The 21,002-nt window shown below is 65.5% G+C and carries 23 protein-coding genes; 14 read left to right on the forward strand and 9 right to left on the reverse strand.

The genetic code is table 11. The features are described 5' to 3' along the window. Positions 1–197: 197 nt before the first annotated feature. On the forward strand, positions 198–1,580 hold the full coding sequence (radA, locus tag BP26_RS0101700; RefSeq protein WP_029918849.1) for a DNA repair protein RadA: 1,383 nt from the start codon (positions 198–200) through the stop codon (positions 1,578–1,580). 59 nt (positions 1,581–1,639) lie between these two features. Next, entirely contained in the window at positions 1,640–2,119 is a 480-nt protein-coding gene (locus tag BP26_RS0101705) for a nuclear transport factor 2 family protein (RefSeq protein ID WP_029918850.1), read from the forward strand. Between the two features lie 109 nt (positions 2,120–2,228). Here the strand turns inward: BP26_RS0101705 and BP26_RS0101710 are convergent, their stop codons facing one another. Further along, positions 2,229–3,518 (reverse strand): HlyC/CorC family transporter, encoded by a 1,290-nt coding sequence (locus tag BP26_RS0101710; protein ID WP_029918851.1) that lies wholly within the window; start codon positions 3,516–3,518, stop codon positions 2,229–2,231. A gap of 117 nt (positions 3,519–3,635) precedes the next feature. Continuing rightward, positions 3,636–4,427 (reverse strand): cytochrome C assembly family protein, encoded by a 792-nt coding sequence (locus tag BP26_RS0101715; RefSeq protein ID WP_029918852.1) that lies wholly within the window; start codon positions 4,425–4,427, stop codon positions 3,636–3,638. Positions 4,428–4,549: 122 nt separating this feature from the next. Here BP26_RS0101715 and BP26_RS0101720 point away from each other — a divergent pair, with 122 nt between their 5' ends. The 6 genes from BP26_RS0101720 (at position 4,550) to rplS (ending at position 8,927) form a co-directional block, all read left to right on the forward strand. Continuing rightward, entirely contained in the window at positions 4,550–5,314 is a 765-nt protein-coding gene (locus tag BP26_RS0101720; protein ID WP_051748033.1) for a 3',5'-cyclic-nucleotide phosphodiesterase, read from the forward strand. A gap of 106 nt (positions 5,315–5,420) precedes the next feature. Beyond that, positions 5,421–6,779 carry a signal recognition particle protein gene (ffh, locus tag BP26_RS0101725; protein ID WP_029918854.1) on the forward strand — a complete coding sequence of 453 codons (1,359 nt, stop codon included), beginning with the start codon at positions 5,421–5,423 and terminating at the stop codon, positions 6,777–6,779. A gap of 168 nt (positions 6,780–6,947) precedes the next feature. Then, positions 6,948–7,217 carry a 30S ribosomal protein S16 gene (rpsP, locus tag BP26_RS0101730; RefSeq protein WP_029918855.1) on the forward strand — a complete coding sequence of 90 codons (270 nt, stop codon included), beginning with the start codon at positions 6,948–6,950 and terminating at the stop codon, positions 7,215–7,217. Then, entirely contained in the window at positions 7,218–7,733 is a 516-nt protein-coding gene (rimM, locus tag BP26_RS0101735; protein ID WP_029918856.1) for a ribosome maturation factor RimM, read from the forward strand. A 1-nt stretch (position 7,734) separates the two neighbouring features. Next, positions 7,735–8,493: a tRNA (guanosine(37)-N1)-methyltransferase TrmD gene (trmD, locus tag BP26_RS0101740; protein ID WP_036515802.1), complete on the forward strand. Its 759-nt coding sequence runs from the start codon at positions 7,735–7,737 to the stop codon at positions 8,491–8,493. Between the two features lie 83 nt (positions 8,494–8,576). After that, positions 8,577–8,927 carry a 50S ribosomal protein L19 gene (gene rplS, locus BP26_RS0101745; RefSeq protein WP_029918858.1) on the forward strand — a complete coding sequence of 117 codons (351 nt, stop codon included), beginning with the start codon at positions 8,577–8,579 and terminating at the stop codon, positions 8,925–8,927. A gap of 117 nt (positions 8,928–9,044) precedes the next feature. Here the strand turns inward: rplS and BP26_RS0101750 are convergent, their stop codons facing one another. The 3 genes from BP26_RS0101750 to trxB form a co-directional block, all read right to left on the reverse strand. Further along, on the reverse strand, positions 9,045–9,506 hold the full coding sequence (locus BP26_RS0101750; RefSeq protein ID WP_029918859.1) for a C40 family peptidase: 462 nt from the start codon (positions 9,504–9,506) through the stop codon (positions 9,045–9,047). After that, positions 9,507–10,124 (reverse strand): glutathione S-transferase N-terminal domain-containing protein, encoded by a 618-nt coding sequence (locus BP26_RS0101755; protein ID WP_051748035.1) that lies wholly within the window; start codon positions 10,122–10,124, stop codon positions 9,507–9,509. Positions 10,125–10,311: 187 nt separating this feature from the next. Continuing rightward, positions 10,312–11,277, reverse strand: coding sequence for a thioredoxin-disulfide reductase (trxB, locus tag BP26_RS0101760; RefSeq protein ID WP_029918861.1), 966 nt, complete (start codon positions 11,275–11,277; stop codon positions 10,312–10,314). Between the two features lie 394 nt (positions 11,278–11,671). On the opposite strand from trxB, the gene sppA reads away from it, so the two are divergent. The 4 genes from sppA to BP26_RS0101780 all read left to right on the forward strand — a co-directional run bounded on the left by sppA (position 11,672) and on the right by BP26_RS0101780 (position 15,207). Continuing rightward, positions 11,672–13,534, forward strand: a complete 1,863-nt coding sequence (gene sppA / locus BP26_RS0101765; protein WP_029918862.1) for a signal peptide peptidase SppA — start codon at positions 11,672–11,674, stop codon at positions 13,532–13,534. Between the two features lie 9 nt (positions 13,535–13,543). Further along, a complete protein-coding gene (locus BP26_RS0101770) occupies positions 13,544–14,368 on the forward strand; it encodes an alpha/beta fold hydrolase (RefSeq protein WP_051748037.1) in 825 nt (274 codons plus the stop codon). Positions 14,369–14,722: 354 nt separating this feature from the next. Then, positions 14,723–14,917, forward strand: a complete 195-nt coding sequence (locus BP26_RS0101775; RefSeq protein WP_029918864.1) for a hypothetical protein — start codon at positions 14,723–14,725, stop codon at positions 14,915–14,917. Beyond that, entirely contained in the window at positions 14,914–15,207 is a 294-nt protein-coding gene (locus tag BP26_RS0101780; protein WP_029918865.1) for a type II toxin-antitoxin system RelE/ParE family toxin, read from the forward strand. Before BP26_RS0101775 ends, BP26_RS0101780 begins: the two co-directional genes overlap by 4 nt. 4 nt (positions 15,208–15,211) lie before the next feature. Here BP26_RS0101780 and nadC read toward each other — a convergent pair whose 3' ends face one another. From nadC to BP26_RS0101795, 3 genes are all read right to left on the reverse strand, one after another. Next, positions 15,212–16,078 (reverse strand): carboxylating nicotinate-nucleotide diphosphorylase, encoded by an 867-nt coding sequence (gene nadC / locus BP26_RS0101785; RefSeq protein WP_029918866.1) that lies wholly within the window; start codon positions 16,076–16,078, stop codon positions 15,212–15,214. A gap of 37 nt (positions 16,079–16,115) precedes the next feature. Beyond that, complete coding sequence (argF, locus tag BP26_RS0101790; protein ID WP_029918867.1) at positions 16,116–17,012, reverse strand: ornithine carbamoyltransferase; 897 nt, start codon at positions 17,010–17,012, stop codon at positions 16,116–16,118. 284 nt (positions 17,013–17,296) lie between these two features. Then, positions 17,297–17,872: a superoxide dismutase gene (locus BP26_RS0101795; RefSeq protein ID WP_029918868.1), complete on the reverse strand. Its 576-nt coding sequence runs from the start codon at positions 17,870–17,872 to the stop codon at positions 17,297–17,299. 239 nt (positions 17,873–18,111) lie between these two features. Here BP26_RS0101795 and grxD point away from each other — a divergent pair, with 239 nt between their 5' ends. Then, on the forward strand, positions 18,112–18,441 hold the full coding sequence (grxD, locus tag BP26_RS0101800; RefSeq protein ID WP_029918869.1) for a Grx4 family monothiol glutaredoxin: 330 nt from the start codon (positions 18,112–18,114) through the stop codon (positions 18,439–18,441). Between the two features lie 66 nt (positions 18,442–18,507). On the opposite strand, the gene BP26_RS0101805 is transcribed toward grxD, so the two are convergent. Beyond that, positions 18,508–19,074: a DJ-1 family glyoxalase III gene (locus BP26_RS0101805; RefSeq protein WP_051748039.1), complete on the reverse strand. Its 567-nt coding sequence runs from the start codon at positions 19,072–19,074 to the stop codon at positions 18,508–18,510. A gap of 150 nt (positions 19,075–19,224) precedes the next feature. On the opposite strand from BP26_RS0101805, the gene icd reads away from it, so the two are divergent. Beyond that, positions 19,225–20,997: an isocitrate dehydrogenase (NADP(+)) gene (icd, locus tag BP26_RS0101810; RefSeq protein ID WP_029918871.1), complete on the forward strand. Its 1,773-nt coding sequence runs from the start codon at positions 19,225–19,227 to the stop codon at positions 20,995–20,997. Positions 20,998–21,002 lie beyond the last annotated feature (5 nt).

Below are 21,002 nucleotides of genomic sequence, written 5' to 3' on the forward strand. Positions count from 1 at the left end.
CGGACTTTCGTTCTTGTCCCCGTCCGCTTGCCAAATCAAATTGACGGGAAACTGCCCCCCGTCAACTTGCAGGCTGTGTCGATGGGGGCTGTTCCCCGCCCACATCCAGATTCAACATTGTTGACGGGCACTTGTCGCCCGCATACTACCGTTTTTCCGGGTAATCAACGCCCCCTATCTGAGACAATCGCGTTTCTATGGAGAAGTCCGTCACGTCCCGCAAAGCTGCCCGCAAAACCGTGTTCTTTTGCCAGAACTGCGGGACCGAATATCCCAAGTGGTCGGGACAATGCGGCGAGTGCGGTGCCTGGAACACCCTGGTCGAGGGCATGGCCGCGCCGAAGGCGCGCGGCCGCGCCGCGCCCGGCCTGGTGGCGCCGAGCAGCGCGGTGCAGCGGCTGGACCAGGTGGCGGAAGAGGATACCGCGCGCATTCCCACCGGGCTGAGCGAGCTGGACCGGGTGCTGGGCGGCGGCATCGTGCCCGGCGCGGTGATCCTGATCGGCGGCGACCCCGGCATCGGCAAATCGACCCTGCTGCTGCAGGCCCTGGCCGCCTTGGAAGGGCGCCTCGATACGCTCTACGTCACCGGCGAGGAATCGCTGACCCAGGTTTCCCTGCGCGCGCGCCGGCTCGGGCTGCCGCGGCTGGACCTGCCGGTGCTGGCGGAAACCATGCTCGAGACCATCCTCGATACGCTGGTCCGCACCAAGCCGGGCTTCGTCGTGCTGGACTCGATCCAGACCCTCTACACCGATACGCTGGAAGCCGCGCCTGGCTCGGTTTCGCAGCTGCGCGAGTGCACCGCGCAACTGGTGCGCTACGCCAAGGCCAGCGGTTGCGCCATCGTGCTGGTCGGCCACGTCACCAAGGAAGGCGCCATCGCCGGGCCGCGGGTGCTCGAGCACATGGTCGACACCGTGTTGTATTTCGAGCACGACGTCGGCAGCCGTTACCGCATCGTGCGCGCGGTGAAGAACCGCTTCGGCGCGGTCAACGAGCTGGGGGTCTTCGCCATGACCGATGGCGGCCTGCGCGAGGTGAGCAATCCTTCCGCCCTGTTCCTGTCGCGGCATGAGCAGCCGGTACCGGGCAGCGTCATCACCGTGACGCGCCAGGGCAGCCGGCCGCTGCTGGTGGAAGTGCAGGTGCTGGTGGATGCTTCGCAGGCCGGCAACCCGCGCCGCGTCGCCCTGGGCCTTGAAGGCAACCGGCTGGCCATGCTGCTGGCCGTGCTGCATCGCCATGCCGGCATCGCCCTGTCCGATCAGGATGTGTTCGCCAACGTCGTCGGCGGCATGCGCATCCAGGAAACAGCGGCCGACCTGCCGCTGCTGCTGGCCGCGCTGTCCTCGTTCCGCGGCCGCCCGGTGCCGCACGACATGGTGGTGTTCGGCGAGGTGGGGTTGGCCGGCGAAATCCGCCCGGTGCAGAACGGCGAGGAGCGCTTGGTGGAAGCGGCCAAGCACGGCTTCAAGCGCGCCATCGTGCCCGAAGCCAACCGGCCGCGGCGCACCGTCAAGCTGGATATGGAAGTGTTCGCCGTACCGCGCCTGGATCAGGCGCTGCTGCACATATAAGAGCCAACAAAAGGCCTCCAGGGGCTGTCCGAGCCGTCAAGGCACAGGGGAGAAGGGCGATGCATCCGAATGTCGAACTGCTGCAGCGTTTCTATCTGGCATTCTCGCGCCGCGACTACGCCGCCATGGCGGCCTGCTACCACAGCCAGGCGCATTTCACCGACGAAGTGTTCGATCTGCACGGCTGGCAGGTCGGCGCGATGTGGCGCATGTTGTGCGTGCGCGGCACCGATCTGCGGGTGGAGTTCGGCAACCTCCAGGCCGACGACACGCGCGGCCGCGCCCACTGGGAAGCCTGGTACAGCTTCAGCATGACCCGGCGCAAGGTGCACAACATCATCGACGCCGAATTCGAATTCCGCGACGGCCTGATCCTGCGCCACGTCGACCGCTTCGATTTCTACCGCTGGTCACGCCAGGCGCTCGGCCTTCCCGGCTTGTTGCTGGGCTGGACCGACAAGCTGCGCACCAAGGTCAAGGCCACGGCCGCGAACGGATTGCAGGAATTCATCGCCAGGGAAAAACTCACTCCGCCGTAGGGAGGCGGGAGTAGGTCGGTTCAAGAGCGCGTAGCGCTCGGAACCGACAGGCACAGATGATTCACTGCGCTGTCGGCTCCGCTTCGCTTGAGCCGACCTACAGTATTGGTCAGCGGCTACCAGCCGCAAGCGCCGCGGTAGCGGCAGCCACCGGCCGGATGCGCGCCGTCTTCACCGCGTTGGCGCGCGTGTCGGTGATCTCGATCTGGTAGTTGTTGATCTCCAGGCGCCGGCCCGGCTTGGGCAGTTCCTGCAGCTTCTCCAGCACCAGGCCGTTGAGCGTCTTCGGTCCCCCGGTGGGCAGCTTCCAGCCGAGCGAGCGGTTGAGCGAGCGCACCGTCACCGAGCCGTGCACCAGCACGCTGCCGTCGGCGTCGAGGTAGACGTTCTTGACCCGTGTCGCCGGGTCCGAGGTGAACTCGCCGACCACCTCTTCCAGGATGTCTTCCAGCGTCACCAGGCCCTGGATGTCGCCGTATTCGTCGACGACGAAGCCGATGCGGCGCTTCTGGTCCTGGAAGTTGAGCAGCTGCTGGTTGAGCGGCGTGCCCTCGGGGATGAAGTAGGGGTCGCGCACCTGGGTCATCAGGCTATCCAGGTTCAGCTCGTTGCCCACCGCCAGGCGCACCAGCTTGCGCAGGTGCACCACGCCTTTCAGTTCGTCGATGGAGCCGTCGAATACGGGCAGGCGCGTGTGGCTGCTGCCGGTGATCACTTCCAGGGCCTTGTCCCAGGGCTCGGACAGGTCGATGCCCAGGATCTCGTTGCGCGGGATCATGATGTCCTCGACGGTCGCCCGCTCCAGGTCGAGGATCGACAGCAGCATGCGCTGGTGGCGCTGCGGAATCATGGCGCCGGCCTCGGCCACCACCGAGCGCAGTTCCTCGGCGGACAGCGAGTGCTGGGCGGCGTCTTCCGGGCTCACCCCGAACAGGCGCAGCAGGCCGTTGCTGAGCATGTTGACCAGCACCAGCACCGGGAACAGCAGGCGCTGCAGCGGCCAATAGACATAGGCCGAGGGCAGGCCGACCCGCTCCGGGTAGAGCGCGGCCAGGGTTTTCGGCGCGGCTTCGCCGAAAATCAGCAGGATGAAGGTCAGCGCCAGCGGCGCCACGGCGGCGCCGGTCTGGCCGCCCAGCCGGTAGCCGATCAGCAGGGCCACCGAGGCGGCGAGGGTGCTGGTCAGCACGTTGCCCAGCAGGATCAGGCCGATGAGGCGGTCGGGGCGTTCCAGCAGGCTCTGCGCCAGCTGCGCGCTGCGGCTGCCCTGCTTGGCCGAATGCCGCAGCCGGTAACGGTTGAGCATCATCAACCCGGTTTCGGAACCGGCGAAGAAAGCGGCGAGACCGACCAGGAGTATCAGCAGGCCAAACAGCGCGGATAGGGGTATATCGTCCAAAAAACGCTCTTGGGGGGCGGAACGCGGACCACCATAGTTACGGAAACCTACCGTCTGCTGTCAAGCGCTGCGGCGCAGCAAATGTGCTTCAGGTCGGCTTTTCGTGGCGGAACCCGCTCAACTCCAGTGAATGTTGAAAATCTGTTCCAGCACCAGCTTGCTGCCGAAATACGCCGCGACCAGTGTGGCGTAGCCGGACAGCGCCCAGCGGATGGCGGTGCGGCCGCGCCAGCCATAGCGCAGGCGCCCCCACAGCAGCACGCTGAAGATCAGCCATGCGCTGGCGGTGAGGATCAGTTGCGCCAGGTGTTCGCCGTGCAGGTCGGGAATGATCAGCAGGCCGCTGCACAGGGTCAGGGACAGCAGGAAGAAGCCGACGAAGATCAGCTGGAACAGCAGCTTCTCCATGGTCTGCAGCGGCGGCAGCCGCCGCGCCAGGGCGATGCTGTCCGGGCGGTGCAACACCCGGTCGAGGATGGCGATGGCCAGGGCGTGGATCGCCGCCAGGGTCAGCAGCCCCGCGCTGAGCAGGGACAATACGATATGCACGCCCAGGCGCCAGTCGTCGAGCGGGATCGGGTTGATCTCGCCGCTCACCAGCGCCGGCCACAGCGCGCACAGCGCCGTGAACGGGTAATTGACCACGCCCAGCGCCTGCAACGGCTCGCGCAGGCAGAACACCCACAGCATCAGCGCCGACAGCCAGGCCAGCAGCGAGGCGGCCTCGCCGACGCCGATCTGCAGCTTGGCGCCGAATACGGTTTGCAGCAGCAGGGCTGCGGCGTGCAGCGCCAGCGCCACGGGAATCAGCCCGCGCTGCGACAGCACGTCGGCCTGCGTATTGCGCGCGGCTCTCCAGGCGGCCCCGGTGTAGAGCAGGGCGGCGATCAGGCTAAGGATCAGGTGCATGGGGAAACAGTCTTGGACACCCTCCACGATAGCATCGGCGCGGCGGATTTACACGGACCCGGTGCACGGTTCGGGGTCGAAATGCTGTGCTAGTATCCGGTCTAACTTCTAAACAAATCGCAATGCGCATCAAAGTCTTGGGGTGCAGCGGGGGAGTGGGGCCCGGGCTGCGGACCACCGGTCTGCTGGTCGATGACGAGTTGCTCGTCGACGCCGGGACCGGCGTAGGCGATCTGAGCCTGGCCCAGATGGGCCGGATCAGCGACGTGCTGCTGACCCATTCCCACCTCGACCACGTCTGCGGCCTGGCCTTCATGGCCGACAACCTGTTCGGCCTGATCGAGCGCCCCTTGCATGTCCACGCCTCCCGCGAAACGGTCGAGGCGCTGCAGGAGCACCTGTTCAACTGGAAGCTGTGGCCGGACTTCACCAAGCTACCCGATGCCGAGCATCCCCTGATGACCTTCCACGCCCTGGCGCCGGCGGTCACCACCCGCCTGGGCGGCCTCAAGGTGACGCCGTTCGAGGTCCTGCACACGGTGCCGGCGGTCGGTTACCTGATCGACAGCGGCGAGGGCGTCTTCGCCTTCAGCGGCGACACCTATGCCGACGACCGCCTGTGGCACTTCCTCAATGCCCAGCCGCGGCTGGACCGCCTGATGATCGAGATCGCCTTTCCCGACGAGGACGCCGCGCTGGGACAGATCGCCAAGCACTTCACCCCCAGCCTGCTCGGCCACGAACTGGCCAAGCTGCGCCACCGCCCCAAGCTGTTCCTGACCCACCACAAGCCCGGCACCGAGCGCGCCATCGAGCAGCAATGCCTCACCGCCCTGGCCGGCTGGGACTACAGCCACCTCAAGCGCGGCGACATCATCCTGTCGTAGTGTCGTCCTGACAAGAAAGGCGCCATCCATGGCGCCGACTATTCAAACAAGCAGGCTGCGCAGCGCGTAAAATGGTCCATCTAACGTCTCTGCCTTGCGCCTCTCCATGTTCGAAAATCTAAGCAGTCGCCTGACCCGCACGCTCGACGCCCTGCGCGGCCAGGGCCGCCTCACCGAGGACCAGGTCAACACCGCCGCGCGCGAACTGCGCATGGCCCTGCTGGAAGCCGACGTGGCGCTGCCGGTGGTGCGCGACTTCGTCGAGCGGGTCAAGGCGCGCGCCGTCGGCCAGGAAGTCACGCAGAGCCTCACCCCGGGCCAGGCCCTGCTGCGCATCGTCCAGCAGGAACTGACCGAGGTCCTCGGCGGCACGGCCGAAGCGCTCAACCTGCGCACCCAGCCGCCCGCCATCCTGCTGATGTGCGGCCTGCAGGGCTCGGGCAAGACCACCACCACCGGCAAGCTGGCCCTGCGCCTGCGCGAGGTGGACAAGAAGAAAGTGCTGGTGGTGTCCTGCGACGTCTACCGTCCGGCCGCCATCGAGCAGTTGAAGATCGTCGCCGCCGGCGTCGGTGTCGAATGGTTCCCCAGCGAGGCGGGGCAGGATCCCCTGGCCATCGCTGCCGCCGCGGTGGAATACGCGCGCAAGCAGTATCTCGACGTGCTGATCGTCGATACCGCCGGCCGCACCTCCATCGACGGAGCGATGATGAAGGAGATCGCGGCCCTGCACGCCGCGCTCAACCCCATCGAGACGCTGTTCGTGGTCGACTCGATGACCGGCCAGGACGCCGCCAAGACCGCCAAGGTCTTCTCGGAAACCGTGCCGCTCACCGGCGTGATCCTGACCAAGGCCGACGGCGACTCCCGCGGCGGCGCCGCGCTGTCCGTCCGCCACGTCACCGGCAAGCCGGTCAAGTTCATCGGCGTCGGCGAGAAGTCGGCGGCGCTGGAAGTGTTCCATCCGGACCGCATCGCAGCGCGCATCCTCGGCCAGGGCGACATGCTCGGCCTGATCGAGGAGACGGCGCGCAAGGTCGACGCCGAAGCGGCCGCCAAGCTGGCCGGCAAGCTCAAGTCGAAGAAGAGCTTCGACCTGGGCGATTTCCGCGAGCAGATGCAGCAGATGCAGAACATGGGCGGTGTCGAGTCCCTGCTGGAGAAGCTGCCGGGCGGCGCCAAGATGCAGGCGCAGCTGCAAAAGGCCCAGCCGGAACGCGAGATCAAGCGGGCCGTCGCCATCATCAACTCCATGACCCTGCAGGAACGCCGTTTCCCGGACCTGATCAAGGCCTCGCGCAAGCGCCGCATCGCCGCCGGCGCCGGCATGGAAGTGCAGGAGGTCAACAAACTCCTGCGCCAGTTCGACCAGACCCGCGAGATGATGAAAAAGCTCTCCGGCGGCGGCATGGCCAAGCTGATGCGCAGCCTCGCCGGCCGCATGCCCCCGGGGATGATGCGGTAGGCCACCGGACGGAATCGCCCCAAATCGGGGTGCCGTTTGGCCGAAACAGCGCCAAGCCGGCGTCTCCAAAGCAGAAAAGCCGGTTTCCGGCTTTATTTTTCGTGCAACGACAGCTAAAATCGCACGCTTTCGCGCACGCAGTCGCGGATATTTTCGAGAGTTGAAACCATGGTAAAAATTCGTCTGGCTCGCGCTGGCGCCAAGAAGCGTCCGTTCTATCACCTCGTGGCGACCGAAAGCCGGTCCTCGCGCGACGGCAAGTTCATCGAGCGCCTGGGCTATTACAACCCGAACGCCAAGGGCGGCGAGCAGAAGTTGGTGGTCGACACCACCCGCGTCGAATACTGGAAGGGCCAGGGCGCGCAGATTTCCGAGCGCGTCGCCTACCTGGTGAAGGGCGCTGCCGCAGCGGCTCCCGTGGCGGAGAAAGCAGCCTAAGTGACCCATCGGGTCACGCTTGGCCGCATCGCCGGCGTTTTCGGCGTCCGTGGCTGGGTCAAGCTGCAGTCCTACACCCGCCCCGCCGAGAACCTGCTGAATTATTCGCGCTGGTGGTTGCTCACCGCGCAGCCTTATGAAGCCCGTCTGATCGAGGGCAAGGCGCAGGTAGCCGGCCTGGTGGCGAAGATCAGCGACCCCAGCGGCGCGCCGATCGAGGATCGCGACATCGCGGCCATGCTGCTCGGCGCCGAGATCCAGGTGGATCGGGCCTCGTTGCCGAAAGCCCCGCCGGGTAGTTACTACTGGGACGACCTGGTCGGCCTGGAAGTCGTTTCAAGCGCCGGCGAAGCGCTGGGCCGGGTGGTCAGCGTGATGGAAAACGGCGCGCAGGACGTGCTGGTGCTGGAACAGGGCGAGATCGAGCGGCTGATCCCGTTCGTGGTCGGGCCGATCATCCAGTCGGTCGACCTGGAGCAAAAGCGGATCGTCGCCGAATGGGCGCCGGACTACTGAAGTGAAGATTGAGATTTTGACCCTGTTCCCCGAACTGGTGGAGCAGGTGGTGCGGTTCGGCATCCCCCGCAAGGCGGTGGAAGCCGGCATTCTGGAGCTGAAGGCGCGAGACATCCGCGACTACAGCGAGGACCGCGACCGGCGGGTGGACGACCGGCCTTACGGCGGCGGCCCCGGCATGGTGATGGAAGCAGAGCCGCTGACTGCGGCGATCGCCGCCGCCAAGGCCGCGATCGGCGAGGCCAGGGTGATCGGCCTGAGCCCGCAGGGCGAGCCGCTGACCCAGGACTGGGTCCGGCGTCTGGCGCTGGAGCCGGGCCTGATTTTGCTGTGCGGCCGCTACGAAGGGCCGGACGAACGCGCGATGCGCGCGGTGGATGTGGAGCTGTCGCTGGGCGATTTCGTGCTTTCGGGCGGGGAGTTGCCGGCGATGGCGCTGGTGGATGCGATCGCGCGCTGGTTGCCCGGCGCCCTCGGCCACGAGCAGTCGGCGCCGAACGATTCGTTCGCCAGCGGCCTGCTCGACCACCCGCATTACACGCGGCCGGAACACTGGCGCGGTGAGGCGGTGCCGGAGGTGCTGCTGTCGGGCGACCATGCGAAAGTGGCGCGCTGGCGGCTGAAGCAGGCCCTCGGCGCCACCTGGTTGAAGCGGCCCGATCTGTTGGCGGGCCTGGAGCTGAACAAGGAACAAACAAGGCTTCTGCGTGAATTCATCGCCGAAGCCGGATTGGACAGCCCTGATTCGGATGTCCTGTAGTAGTTGAGCAGTCCGGCCATGGATGACCGGTATTTCGAACAGGACGTTCGACTTTGAGACAACGGTGAGGTGGAAACATGAACATGAGCAACATCATTCAGCAGCTCGACGCGGAACAGATGCAGTCCAAGAAAGTCCCGGACTTCCGCGCCGGTGACACGGTCGAAGTGAAGGTCAAGGTCAAGGAAGGCGACCGCGAGCGCCTCCAGGCGTTCGAGGGCGTGGTCATCGCCATTCGTTCGCGCGGCATCAACTCCGCGTTCACCGTGCGCAAGATCAGCCACGGCGAAGGCGTCGAGCGCGTGTTCCAGACCTACAGCCAGCAGGTCGCCGAGATCTCGGTGAAGCGCCGCGGTGACGTCGCCCGAGCCAAGCTGTACTACCTGCGCGGTCTGGCCGGCAAGGCCGCCCGCATCAAGGAAAAGCTCGGCTGATACCGCTGTCCGGCTGCGGCCGGATTGCGCGGGTCAATTGGCTCGAAGCCGGCGCCGCATCGCGGCGCCGGCTTTTTTGCGCGCGTAAGAAACAGGTCAACGGTAAAACGTCCGGGTCTAGCGCAGCACCCGCACCGCCCCCAGGAAACGCCCCGGCCACGGGTTGTCATCGGTGTGGATCACCGAAACCTGCTTGCCGTGGGCCGGCGCATGCACCATCTTGCCGTGACCCAGGTAAATGGCCACGTGCAGCGAGGACGGGCTGCGGTCGAAGCGATAGAACAGCAGGTCGCCCGGACGCGCATCGTCCAGGTCGATATGCGAACCGCTGCCGCGCAAGGCCGAAGTATTGTGCGGCACCTTGATCCCGGCCTCGGCATAGCTGTATTCGACCAGCCCGCTGCAATCGAAGCCATCGGGCGAATCGCCGCCGTACCGGTAGGGACGCCCCACCTGGCCCAGCGCGGTTTCGATGATGGCCTCGCGCTTGGCCCGCTCCGGGGCGGGGCCCCAGCTGGTGCAGCCCTGCAGCAGCAGGGCCGCGAGCAGTGCGAGGAAGACCGGCAGGCGCAGGACCATTCAGGCTCCGGCGGGCGGTTGCGTGGACTGCATCGAGGGACGCTGCGCGAAACTGAAATACCAGCTGGCCAAGCGCTCCCGGTCCTGGCGCCACTGCAGCTGCGGATGACGGAAGTCGAGATAGCCCAGGGCACAGCCGAGGGAGATTTCCACCATGCGCACCGGGCCGTCGTGCAGCAGTTCGGCCGCCTCGGCGTTGAGTGCATCGAGCGCGCGGTTCATGGCGGCGGTCTTGCGGTCCACCCAGCCCTGGTTGAGCAGTTCCGGCGGCCGCAGCTTCTCGCGGCGGCTGGAGACGGCGGCGCTCATGATGCCGTCCGCCAGTTGCAGGCGGCGCAGCAGGGCCCAGCGCTGGCCGCCGCGCGGCATCGGTGCAAGGCCGCGGCCGCGGGTCAGCAGGTATTCGGCGATCAACTGGCTGTCGGGCAGCTTTTCGCCCTTTTCGGTCACCAGCACCGGCACCTTGGACAGCGGGTTGGCGTCGAGGAAGTCCTCGGGTGCGTTGTAGGGATCGACCAGGACCTCGTTGACCAGATCGCTCAGGCCCAACTCCTGCACCAGGATGCGCACCTTGCGCGCAAAAGGCGAGGTGAGGCTCAGGTAGAGTTTCATCTTCATGCCGTGGTTCCAGGTCGGGGCGGCCCCGTTCTGGAGAGGGCCTGCAACCAGAGCTTGCCCGGACCAGCGGCGAATGGCAACGCCGCCGGACGTTTGCGCCGGGCAAAAAAATCCCGGCCATGGCCGGGATTCTGTTTTGCTTCTCTGAATGGTCCGGTCACGAACGACCGGCTCCTGCATGGAGGTTCTATTCCCCGACAGGCACTGTTTCCGGAATCTTGTCCAGGAACTTCTCCGCATCCAGCGCCGCCTGGCAACCGGTACCGGCCGAGGTGATGGCCTGGCGATAGACGTGATCCATCACGTCGCCGGCGGCGAACACGCCCGGCACGCTGGTCTCGGTGGCGCCCCCGTTGCTGCCGCTGCGCACCTTGAGGTAGCCGTTGTGCATTTCCAGCTGCCCTTCGAACATGGCGGTATTGGGCGAATGGCCAATGGCGATGAACACGCCCTTGAGCGCGATATCGCGGGTCCTGCCGTCGCTGTCCTTGACGCGCGCGCCGGTGACACCCGAAGGATCGCCCAGCACCTCGTCCAGCGTCGTGTTGAAGGCCACTTCCACCTTGCCTTCCGCCGCCTTCTTGAACAGCTTGTCGTGCAGGATCTTCTCGCCGCGGAACTTGTCCCGGCGATGCACGATGGTCACCTTGTTGGCGATGTTGGACAGGTACAGCGCCTCTTCCACCGCCGTGTTGCCGCCGCCCACCACCATCACGTCCTGGCCCTTGTAGAAAAAGCCGTCGCAGGTGGCGCAGGCGGAAACGCCCTTGCCGCGGTAGGCCTGCTCCGAATCCAGGCCCAGGTACATGGCACTGGCGCCGGTGGCGATGATCAGCGCATCGCAGGTGTACTCGCCCTGGTCGCCGCGCAGCTTGAACGGGCGCTGCTTCAGGTTCACCTCATGGATGTGGTCGAACACGAACTGCGTATCGAAACGCTCGGCGTGCTGGCGCATCCGCTCCATCAGGTCCGGTCCCATCAGCCCGTGCACGTCGCCCGGCCAGTTATCCACCTCGGTGGTGGTCATCAGCTGGCCGCCCTGCTCCAGGCCGGTGATCAGCACCGGCTTCAGGTTGGCGCGCGCGGCATACACCGCGGCGGTGTAGCCGGCGGGGCCGGAGCCGAGGATGATGAGGCGGTGATGGTTGCTCATTGTTCCTGAACGAAGGGTAGGGGATCGGATGATCGTAGCAAGGGAATGTAGGGGCGGCATCGCGCTTTGCCAGAGCTGCCTTGCAACGCCTGCGGCGGCTGACGCATCCAACCCGGATTGAACTTTGCCCGGGCCGACGGTCGAAGCCTGGCCCCGAGCTTGCGATCAGCATTCTAAGGACGCCAAAGCGATAAAACCAGTTAAATGTTCTTAATCCCTGTATAGGCGGCAACTATCGGAAAGCATTCACTTTCCCGCCGGCCCGGCGCCACCTTCCGGGCCGCTGGCGCCGCGCCGGCCCAGCGCTTGCGCCGCCGTTGAAAGGCGCGCCGCGGCAAGGGCATGCGATACTCCTGAACACCACTTATTTCCCTATTTTTCTTCCGGCATTTCGATGAGCGAGTCCAAATCTCCTGTATTGCGTTTTTTCGGCTGGATCTGGCGGCTGGTCGTCGGCATCTACCGCACCATCTTCGTCATCGGCATGCTGATCTCCCTGATGCTGGTCTGGTTCGCCTTCCAGGGCGGCACGCCGGTACATGTCGAGAACAACATCGCCCTGACCCTGATTCCCACCGGCACCGTGGTCGAGCAGGTTAACAGCACCGGCCAGAACGTCCTGCGCCAACTGGGCCAGACGCACCCCTCGCAAACCCTGCTGCGCGACCTCACCGACGCCCTCAAGCTGGGTGCCACCGACCCGCGCATCCCCTTCGCCGTGCTGCGCCTCGACGACCTGCAATCCGCCGGCCTGCCGCAGCTGCAGGAGCTGGGCGTCGCGATGAAGAAATTCCGCGCCGCCGGCAAGCCCATCTACGTCTACGGCGAATCCTTCGATCAGGCGCAGTACTACATCGCCGCCCAGGCCGATGAAGTCTCGCTCGATCCCATGGGCATGCTGATGCTCCAGGGCTACGGCATGTACACCAACTACTTCAAGGACGCGCTGGACAAGCTCGGCGTCCAGATCAACGTCTTCCGCGTCGGCGAGTACAAGTCCGCGGTCGAGCCGTTCCTGCGCAACGACATGTCCCCCGAAGCCAAGCTCGCCAACCAGGCCTGGCTCGGCGACCTGTGGGACGTCTACAACCAGCAGATCTCCGCCGCACGCAAGCTGCCCGACAAGGCCGCCGATACCTACGCGCGCGACTTCGCCCCCGAGCTGCTCAAGCGCTCAGGCGACGCCGCGTCCTACGCGCTCGATGCCCACCTGGTGAACCACGTCGAGACCCTGTCCCAATTCCGTAAACGCCTGGCCGACAAGGTCGGCTACGACAAGGACAAGGGCACCTTCCGCCAGATCGACTTCTCCAGCTACCTGCGCGCCACCCGGCACGAGCAGAAGCCGCAGTCCTCCACCCGCATCGCGCTGGTGGTGGTGGAAGGCGAGATCGTCGACGGCGAGAGCGACAACGACACCGCCGGCGGCGACACCATTTCCGGCCTGCTCGAAGAAGCGCGCCACGACGACGACGTCAAGGCCGTGGTGCTGCGCGTCAACTCCCCCGGCGGCAGCGTCACCGCCTCCGAGAAGATCCGCCGCGGGGTCGAGGCGCTGAAGGACGACGGCAAGCCCGTGGTGGTGTCGATGTCCACCCTGGCCGCCTCCGGTGGCTACTGGATCTCCATGGCCGCCGACCAGATCTGGGCCGAGCCGTCCACCATCACCGGCTCCATCGGCATCTTCGGCCTGATCCCCACCATCGACCAGCCGATGAACAAGCTCGGCATCCACACCGACGGCGTCGGCACCACGCCGCTGGCCGGCGCCTTCCGCGCCGACCGGCCGCTGTCGCCGGAGATGAAGACCATCATGCAGTCCAACATCGAGCACGGCTACCACCAGTTCATCGCCGGCGTTTCGAAGGGGCGCAACATTCCGGTGGACAAGGTCGACAGCATCGCCCGCGGCCGCGTCTGGAGCGGCGTCGCCGCCAAGGGCCTGGGCCTGGTCGACAGCCTCGGCGGCATCGAGGACGCCGAAGCCGCCGCCGCCAAGCTGGCCGACCTCAAGCCGGGCGGCTACCGCATCGACGAGTTGCAGCCGCAGCGCGACCTGCTGGCGCAGTGGCTGGGCAAGATCCTCGGCGGCTCGCATGCCGATCTATCGTTCCTCGCCGCCTTCCTGCCGCAGCACGCCAGCCTGCTGGTCCAGCCGGTGCAGGACGCCGCCCTGCTGTTCAGCCGCTTCAACGATCCCAACAACGCCTACGTCTACTGCTTCTGCACGCCCACCACGGCGGGCGGGAGCCGCTGAGGGCGGGGCGTGCCCTACGCCGAGCTACCCGGCGTCCGCCTCCATTACGAGGAGGCCGGCGCCGGTCCGCCGCTGGTGCTGCTGCACGGCATCGGCGCCAGCTGCAGGGATTGGGAATACAACATCCCGGCCTTCGCCGAGCACTACCGCGTCATCGCGCCGGACCTGCGCGGCTTCGGCCGGAGCGAGCGTTCCGGCAACTACGGCGTCGCCACCTTCGCCGGCGACATCTGGCACCTGCTCGAGCAGCTCCAGGTCGAGCGCTTCCACCTGATCGGTCATTCCATGGGCGGCGCGGTGGCCTTGCAGATGGCGGTGGACCGGCCGCAGCGGATCGAACGCCTGATCGCCGCCGACACGCTGCCGAGCTTCCGCACCAACACCTTCGGCAAGCGCATCCTGTTCGCCTACCGTTACCTCATGATGGGCGTGCTGGGGCCGCAGCGGCTGTCCAGCGCCGTCGCCGGCAAGCTGTTCCCGGGGCCGCACCAGCAGGCCTTGCGCGACCGCGCCACCGCCGGCGGCATGGCCAACGACCGCGGCGTCTACCTGGAAACCCTGAAGCAGCTGCTGGGCTGGAGTGTGCTGGAGAAACTGGACCGGCTGATCATGCCGGTGCTGGTGCTGGCCGCCGAGCACGACTACTTCCCGGTGACGGACGCCGAGGTCTTCGCCAAGGCCCTGCACGACGCGCATCTGAAGATCTTCGCCGGGATGCACCATGCCGTGCCGCTGGAGGCGCCGCAGGCTTTCAATACGGCGGTGCTGCGCTTCCTGTCCGGACGACCTGTGGGTCATGGTGCGAGGAAAGGGACAAAAGGACAAATTGTTTAACGATTAGGTGCCAATGAGCGCCGTTGTAGCTGGATTGTGAGCATTGCCCAGACTGCTAGAATGAAGCCGTTAAGAGCCTGTAACAGAATGAATCGCGCCTGCGACGGCGGTCATTTTTGCGCAGTGCAAGTCGGACAGAGTGCGGCATGGTGATTCCATGGTGCGCTCTGGCCGGCGCAGCACTGCGCAAAAATGGCCCCGTCCCGGAGGGTTGCGCCCAAAATCGCGCCAGACTGCGTTGTCAGCCCCAGCCATGGAATCACCATGGCTGGGGCCTCCGCCTTGCCTGACGCGATTTTGGACTGCAACGCAGGTGCGATTCATTCTGTTACAGGCTCTAAGGAGGATTCGCAGATGGCCAATATCGCACCTACCCTCAAGCAGAAAGCGCATGAGCTGATCGATCATTTGCCTGACGATGCTACTTGGGAAGATGTGGCTGAGGCTTTGGCCGTAATCGAAGACATCGAGGCCGGCATTGCTGACAGCGATGCCGGCAGGGTGGTGGACACTGCCACCCTGCGTAAACATTTCGGATTGCCTGAGTGAAGGTCGTCTGGACTGTGCGCGCACAGCGCCGTCTGCAGGAAATCCACGACTACATCGCCCAGGACCAGCCTGTGAATGCGGCACGTTGGGTGGCGCGCGTGCTTGATCGCGGCGAACAAATCGGCGAGCAACCACACAGCGGGCGCGTCGTGCCGGAGTATCAGCGGGAAAGCATTCGCGAAATCCTTGAAGGCGACTATCGCATTATTTATCGCGTCCGCAGCCGAAGTGTAGAGGTGCTGAGCATACGCCACGGCGCAAGTCGGTTACCGCTGCCGCGCCAACTCTGATTTCCTAACCGCCGCTGAACCGCATCGAGATATCCACCGCGTGCACATGCTTGGTGATGGCGCCGACGGCGATGCGGTCCACCCCGGTCTCGGCGATGGCGCGCACATTGCCCAGCGTGGTGTTGCCTGAATACTCCAGCACCGTCTTGCCGCCGCCGGCGCGATGCGCCCGCACCAGCTTCACCGCCTCGCGCAGCTGCTCCAGCGGAAAATCGTCCACCAGCAGCAGATCCACGTCCGCGGCCAGCGCCGCGCGCGCCTCCTCCAGGTCCTCCGCCTCGGTCATCAGCGGCACACCGGCCTTCAGCGCCTGCGCGTTGGCGATCGCCTGGCGGATGCCGCCCGCCGCGGCGATATGGTTCTCCTTGATCAGGATGCCGTCGTACAGGCCGATGCGGTGGTTGACTCCGCCGCCGAATACCACTGCGTACTTCTGCGCGTTGCGCAGGCCGGGCAGGGTCTTGCGCGTATCGACGATCTTGGCATTGGTGCCGGCCACCGCGTCGACATAGCGGCGTACCGCCGTGGCGGTTCCGGACAGGGTCTGCAGGAAATTGAGCGCCGTGCGCTCGCCGGTAAGCAGGGCACGGGCCGGCCCATGCAAGGTGCACAACAGTTGTTCGGCCTCCACATGCGCGCCTTCCTGCACCTCCCAGCGCACCTCGACGGTGCGGTCCAGCCGGGCGAACACATCGTCGAACCAGGGCTGGCCGCAAATCACCGCCGCCTCGCGTGCGATCACCCGCGCCGAGGATTTCTGCTCCGCCGGAACCAGCCGTGCGGTCACATCGCCGCTGCCCACATCCTCGGCCAGTGCATGCTGCACCGTGGCATGGAGGTCGTCGGGAACAAAGGGGGCGCGTGTTCTCATGGGGACAACCTCCGGAGACGTTGAGTGGGGAAGAGCTTCAGGGAACCAGCAGGAACTCCAGCAGCGCCATCTGCGCCCACAGGCGATTCTCCGCCTCGTCGAACACCACGCTCTGCGGACCGTCGATGACCTCGGCGGTGACTTCCTCTTCGCGATGCGCGGGCAGGCAATGCATGAAGATGGCGTCCTTCGCCGCCAGCGACATCAGCTTGCGGTTGACCTGGAACGGCGCCAGGATCTGCATGCGCTCGGCGCGCTCCGCCTCGCGGCCCATGCTGGTCCAGGTATCGGTGACGACCAGGTCGGCGCCGGCCGCCGCCTTGGCCGGATCGTCGATCAGCTCCACCGACTTGCCGGCGAACTTCAGCACCTCCGCCGCGGGGCGGTACTGGTGCGGCGTCGCGGCGCGCAGGGTGAAGCCGAACAGCTTCGCCGCCTCGATCCAGGAATTGCAGACATTGTTGCCGTCGCCCACCCACACCGCGACCTTGCCCCTGGGATCGCCGCGGTGCTCGAACCAGGTCTGCACATCGGCCAGCAACTGGCAGGGATGGTGCAGCTCGGACAGGCCGTTGATCACCGGCACGCGCGAATGGTGCGCCAGCTCTTCCTGGTCCGCCTGCGAATCGTTGCGGATCATGATGGCGTCGCACATGCGCGACAGCACCTTGGCCGTGTCCGACAGCGGCTCCTCGCGCCCGAGCTGGGTCTGCGCCGTCGCCAGCATCAGCGCATGGCCGCCGAGCTTGGACATGCCGACTTCGAAGGACACGCGGGTACGGGTCGAACTCTTGGCGAAAATCATCGCCAGCGTGCGGCCGAGCAGGGGCCGGTGCTCCGGCCGGGCGGTTTTCAGCTCGATGGCGCGCGCCACGATGCGCCGGGCTTCATCCGCCTGGAGGGCGCTGAATTTCAGAAAATGTCTTGCCGCCATGTGAGGCTCCGCATGGGCATCCTGCCCAAGATACCAAGCAAATTAGTATGCATCCTGCCCAAGATGCCAGGCATCCATGCCTGGACTGTTGAAACAAGCACCCAACAAACACCCCTAAAAAAACAAAAGGGCCGCCCCATTACGGGGCGGCCCGTACAATTCTAACAGTCACTTGCCATCCCTGGCGCGAAGGAGGCGGTTTTCCAACCCCCAGCCCGGCCATCCATGGCCGGGCGTTCGGCCTCGCAGGCGATGACATTTAGTCATCGCCTAGGCGCGAGTCCTCACCCCAGATTCTTCTCGGCGAAAGCCCAGTTCGCCAGGCTCCAGTAATGGTCCAGGTAGGTGGCGCGGGCGTTGCGGTAATCGACGTAGTAGGCATGCTCCCACACGTCGCAGGTGAGCAGCGGCTTGTCGGCCGTGGTCAGCGGGGTGGCGGCGTTGGAGGTGCTGACCACCGCCAGGGAGCCGTCCGGCTTCTGCACCAGCCAGGCCCAGCCGGAGCCGAAAGTGCCGATGGCGGTCTCGGTGAACAGCTTCTTGAAGTCGTCGATGCCGCCGAACTGCTTGACCAGGGCGTCCGCCAGCTTCTTGCCGGGGGCGGCCTGCTTCGGCGTCAGGCTGTTCCAGAAGAAGGTGTGGTTCCAGATCTGCGCGACGTTGTTGAACAGCTTGCCGGACGACTTCTTGACCGCCTCTTCCAGCGAGGCGTTTTCGAACTCGGTGCCGACGATCAGCTTGTTGGCCGTATCGACATAGGTCTTGTGGTGCTTGCCGTAGTGGTATTCAAGCGTCTCACGCGACATGTGCGGCTCAAGTGCTTCGCGTGCGTAGGGCAATTCGGGGAGGGTAAAGGCCATGACGTTCCTCTTTTTGAACGTGGAGTTCGATGGGGGTTCGAAGTTTTGTCCGCCGCACACCTTAGGGCAGGGGCCGTGCAAATTCAATACCGTATACGGTGGACCCGGCCGCGGCGGCCGAAGTTCCGGCATGAAAGGCAAAAAAATCCTCGGCTTAGTCGTAGGAGTTATTAACCATGCCATGTGTGACGGTGCCGGTGGTGGTAAAATAAGCATCTGGGTTTCAACGCGAGCGCACGATGGACGTCCTTGAACGGATCAAACAGCAGGTCACCGACAACCCGATCATCCTCTACATGAAGGGCACGCCGGACTTCCCCCAGTGCGGTTTCTCCGCACGCACGGTGCAGGCGCTCAATGCCTGCGGGGTGGAATACGCCTACGTCAACATCTACGAAGACGAAGAGGTGTACCGCACCCTGCCCAAGTTCGCCAACTGGCCCACCTTCCCCCAGCTCTACGTCAAGGGCGAACTGGTCGGCGGCTGCGATATCACGCTGGACCTGTTCCAGGCCGGCGAGCTGAAGAAGATGCTGGAAGAAGCGGTGTCGAAGAAGCAGGCCGCCTGAGGCTCGCTTTGCGGTGAAAACGCCCGCTTTAGCGGGCGTTTTCGTTTGAGCCGGACTTTATGTACTTCATAACAGGAGGCCCGCCGCCACCTCCCGGCTCTTCGCCGGTCCCGCCAGCAACTCCACCAGGATCAGGGCGAAGGTCATCGCCGTGCCCGGTCCCTGGCTGGTGACGATATGCCCGTCCACCACCACCGGCTGGTCGACGTAGCCGGGCAATCTCGCCTTGAACGCCGGGAAACAGGTCGCCTTGCGCCCGTCGAGCAGGTGATGCGGCGCCAGGGTCAGGGCCGGCGCGGCGCAGATCGCCGCCAGCCAGCGCTTCAGATCGTTCTGCTGTTGCAGCATCTCGATCAGCGGCGCATGCCGGTTCAGCGCCTCCGCGCCTTTTTCGCCGCCGGGCAGCACGATCAGCTCGTACTTCTGTCCGAGGGTATCGAGCAGGCGCTTGTCCGCATGCAGGCGCACGCCGCGCGTGCCGGCGACGACGAGTTCGGTCTCGATGCTCGCCACCGTCACCTCCACCTCGGCGCGGCGCAGCACATTGATCAGGGTGACGGTCTCCAGGCTCTCCGAGCCGTGGGCCACCGGAATCAGGGCGGTAGGCGATTTCAAGGCGATCCTCCTGGGCATTCTCCGCTGCGATTGACGCCCAGCCTACGCCGTTTGCGCGCGCCGGGCGACGCCCCCTCCGATGCTAGAATGCCACGATCGCGTGACCACAAGACACGGCCAAAGGCGACCGGGGCAGCATCGGCGCAAGGCTGAGGAGAAGGATTCCCCATGAGCACCGCGTACCGCCATATCAAGATCCCCACCACCGGTGAGAAAATCACCGTCCGCGACGGCAAGCTGCACGTGCCGGAGCAGCCCATCGTCGGCTACGTCGAGGGCGACGGCATCGGTCCCGACATCACCAAGGCCTGCCTGCGCATCTGGGATGCGGCGGTGGCCAAGGCCTACGGCGGCAAGCGCAAGATCCACTGGTGCGAAACCTTCCTCGGCGAGAAGGCCGCCGGCCTCTACGACGGCAACTACTGCCCGGACGAAACGCTGAAGGTGCTGCAGGAACTCGTCGTTTCGATCAAGGGCCCGCTCACCACCCCGGTCGGCGGCGGCTTCCGCAGCCTCAACGTGGCCCTGCGCCAGGACCTGGATCTCTATGCCTGCGTGCGCCCGGTGCGCCACTACGCCGGCGTGCCCAGCCCGCTGAAGCGCCCGGACCTGGTCGACATCGTCCTGTTCCGCGAAAACACCGAGGACGTCTACGCCGGCATCGAATACAAGTCCGGCACGCCGGAGAACGCCAAGGTGGCGGATTTCCTGCGCAGGGAAATGAAGGCCAAGTTCTTCGAAGGCGCCGGCATCGGCATCAAGCCCATCTCCGAATTCGGCAGCAAGCGCCTGGTGCGCAAGGCCATCCAGTACGCCGTCGACAACGGCCGCGAATCGGTCACCCTGGTGCACAAGGGCAACATCCAGAAATTCACCGAAGGCGCCTTCCGCAACTGGGGCTACGCCGTCGCGCGCGAGGAATTCGGCAAGGTCACCATCACCGAAGAGCAGCTCTACGGCGAGTTCAAGGGCAAGGTGCCGGAAGGCAAGATCGTCATCAAGGACCGCATCGCCGACATCATGTTCCAGATGATGCTGCTGCGCCCGGACGAGTTCGACGTCATCGCCACCACCAACCTCAACGGCGACTACCTGTCCGACGCCATCGCCGCCGAAGTGGGCGGCATGGGCATCGCCCCCGGCGCCAACATCGCCGACAACGTCGCCGTGTTCGAGGCCACCCACGGTACCGCGCCGAAGTACGCCAACCAGAACAAGGTCAACCCCGGCTCGCTGCTGTTCTCCGGCGTGATGATGCTGGAGTACATGGGCTGGAAGGAAGCGGCCGACCTGATCACCCTGGTCTACCCGGAAGTGGTCAGCGACGGCATCGTCACCTACGACTTCGCCCGCCAGATCGACGGCGCCACCGAAGTCGGCACCTCCCAGTTCGCCGATGCCCTGATCGAGCGCATCGAGGGCGGCATCGACCTCGAGGCCAAGCGCAAGGCGCAGCAGGAGCAGCTGGTGAAGGAGCGCAAGCAGCGCGAAATCCGCCGCCTGCTGCAGCCGATGGAGGAGATGCTGGAAACCGGCCGCGTGCCGCACACCGTCGCCGACCTGATGACGCGCTCGCTCATCACCGTCACCGACGAAGAGACGGTGGAGCAGGCCATGCACCTGATGACCGACAACAACATCAGCTCCGTCGTGGTCGAGCCCGACCAGGACGGCGTGTGGGGCATCATCACCCGCCGCGATATCGTCGCCAAGATCGTGCGTGGCAAGGGCAGGAATCCGGCGACCACCAAGGTCCGCGATGTCGCCAGCCGCCCCATCGTTTCCGTCACCGCCGAAACCAGCATCCGCGAGGCGGCCAGCAAGATCACCGACAGCAACCTCAGCCGCTTCACCGTGGTGCAGGGCAAGGATGTGATCGGCATCGTCACCGAGACCGACATCTTCAACGCGGTCGAGAAGTACGGCTGGGCGGTGGAGTAGGGCCC

Origin of the sequence: Nevskia soli DSM 19509 (genome assembly GCF_000711955.1) — a bacterium.
GTDB classification, from domain to species: domain Bacteria; phylum Pseudomonadota; class Gammaproteobacteria; order Nevskiales; family Nevskiaceae; genus Nevskia; species Nevskia soli.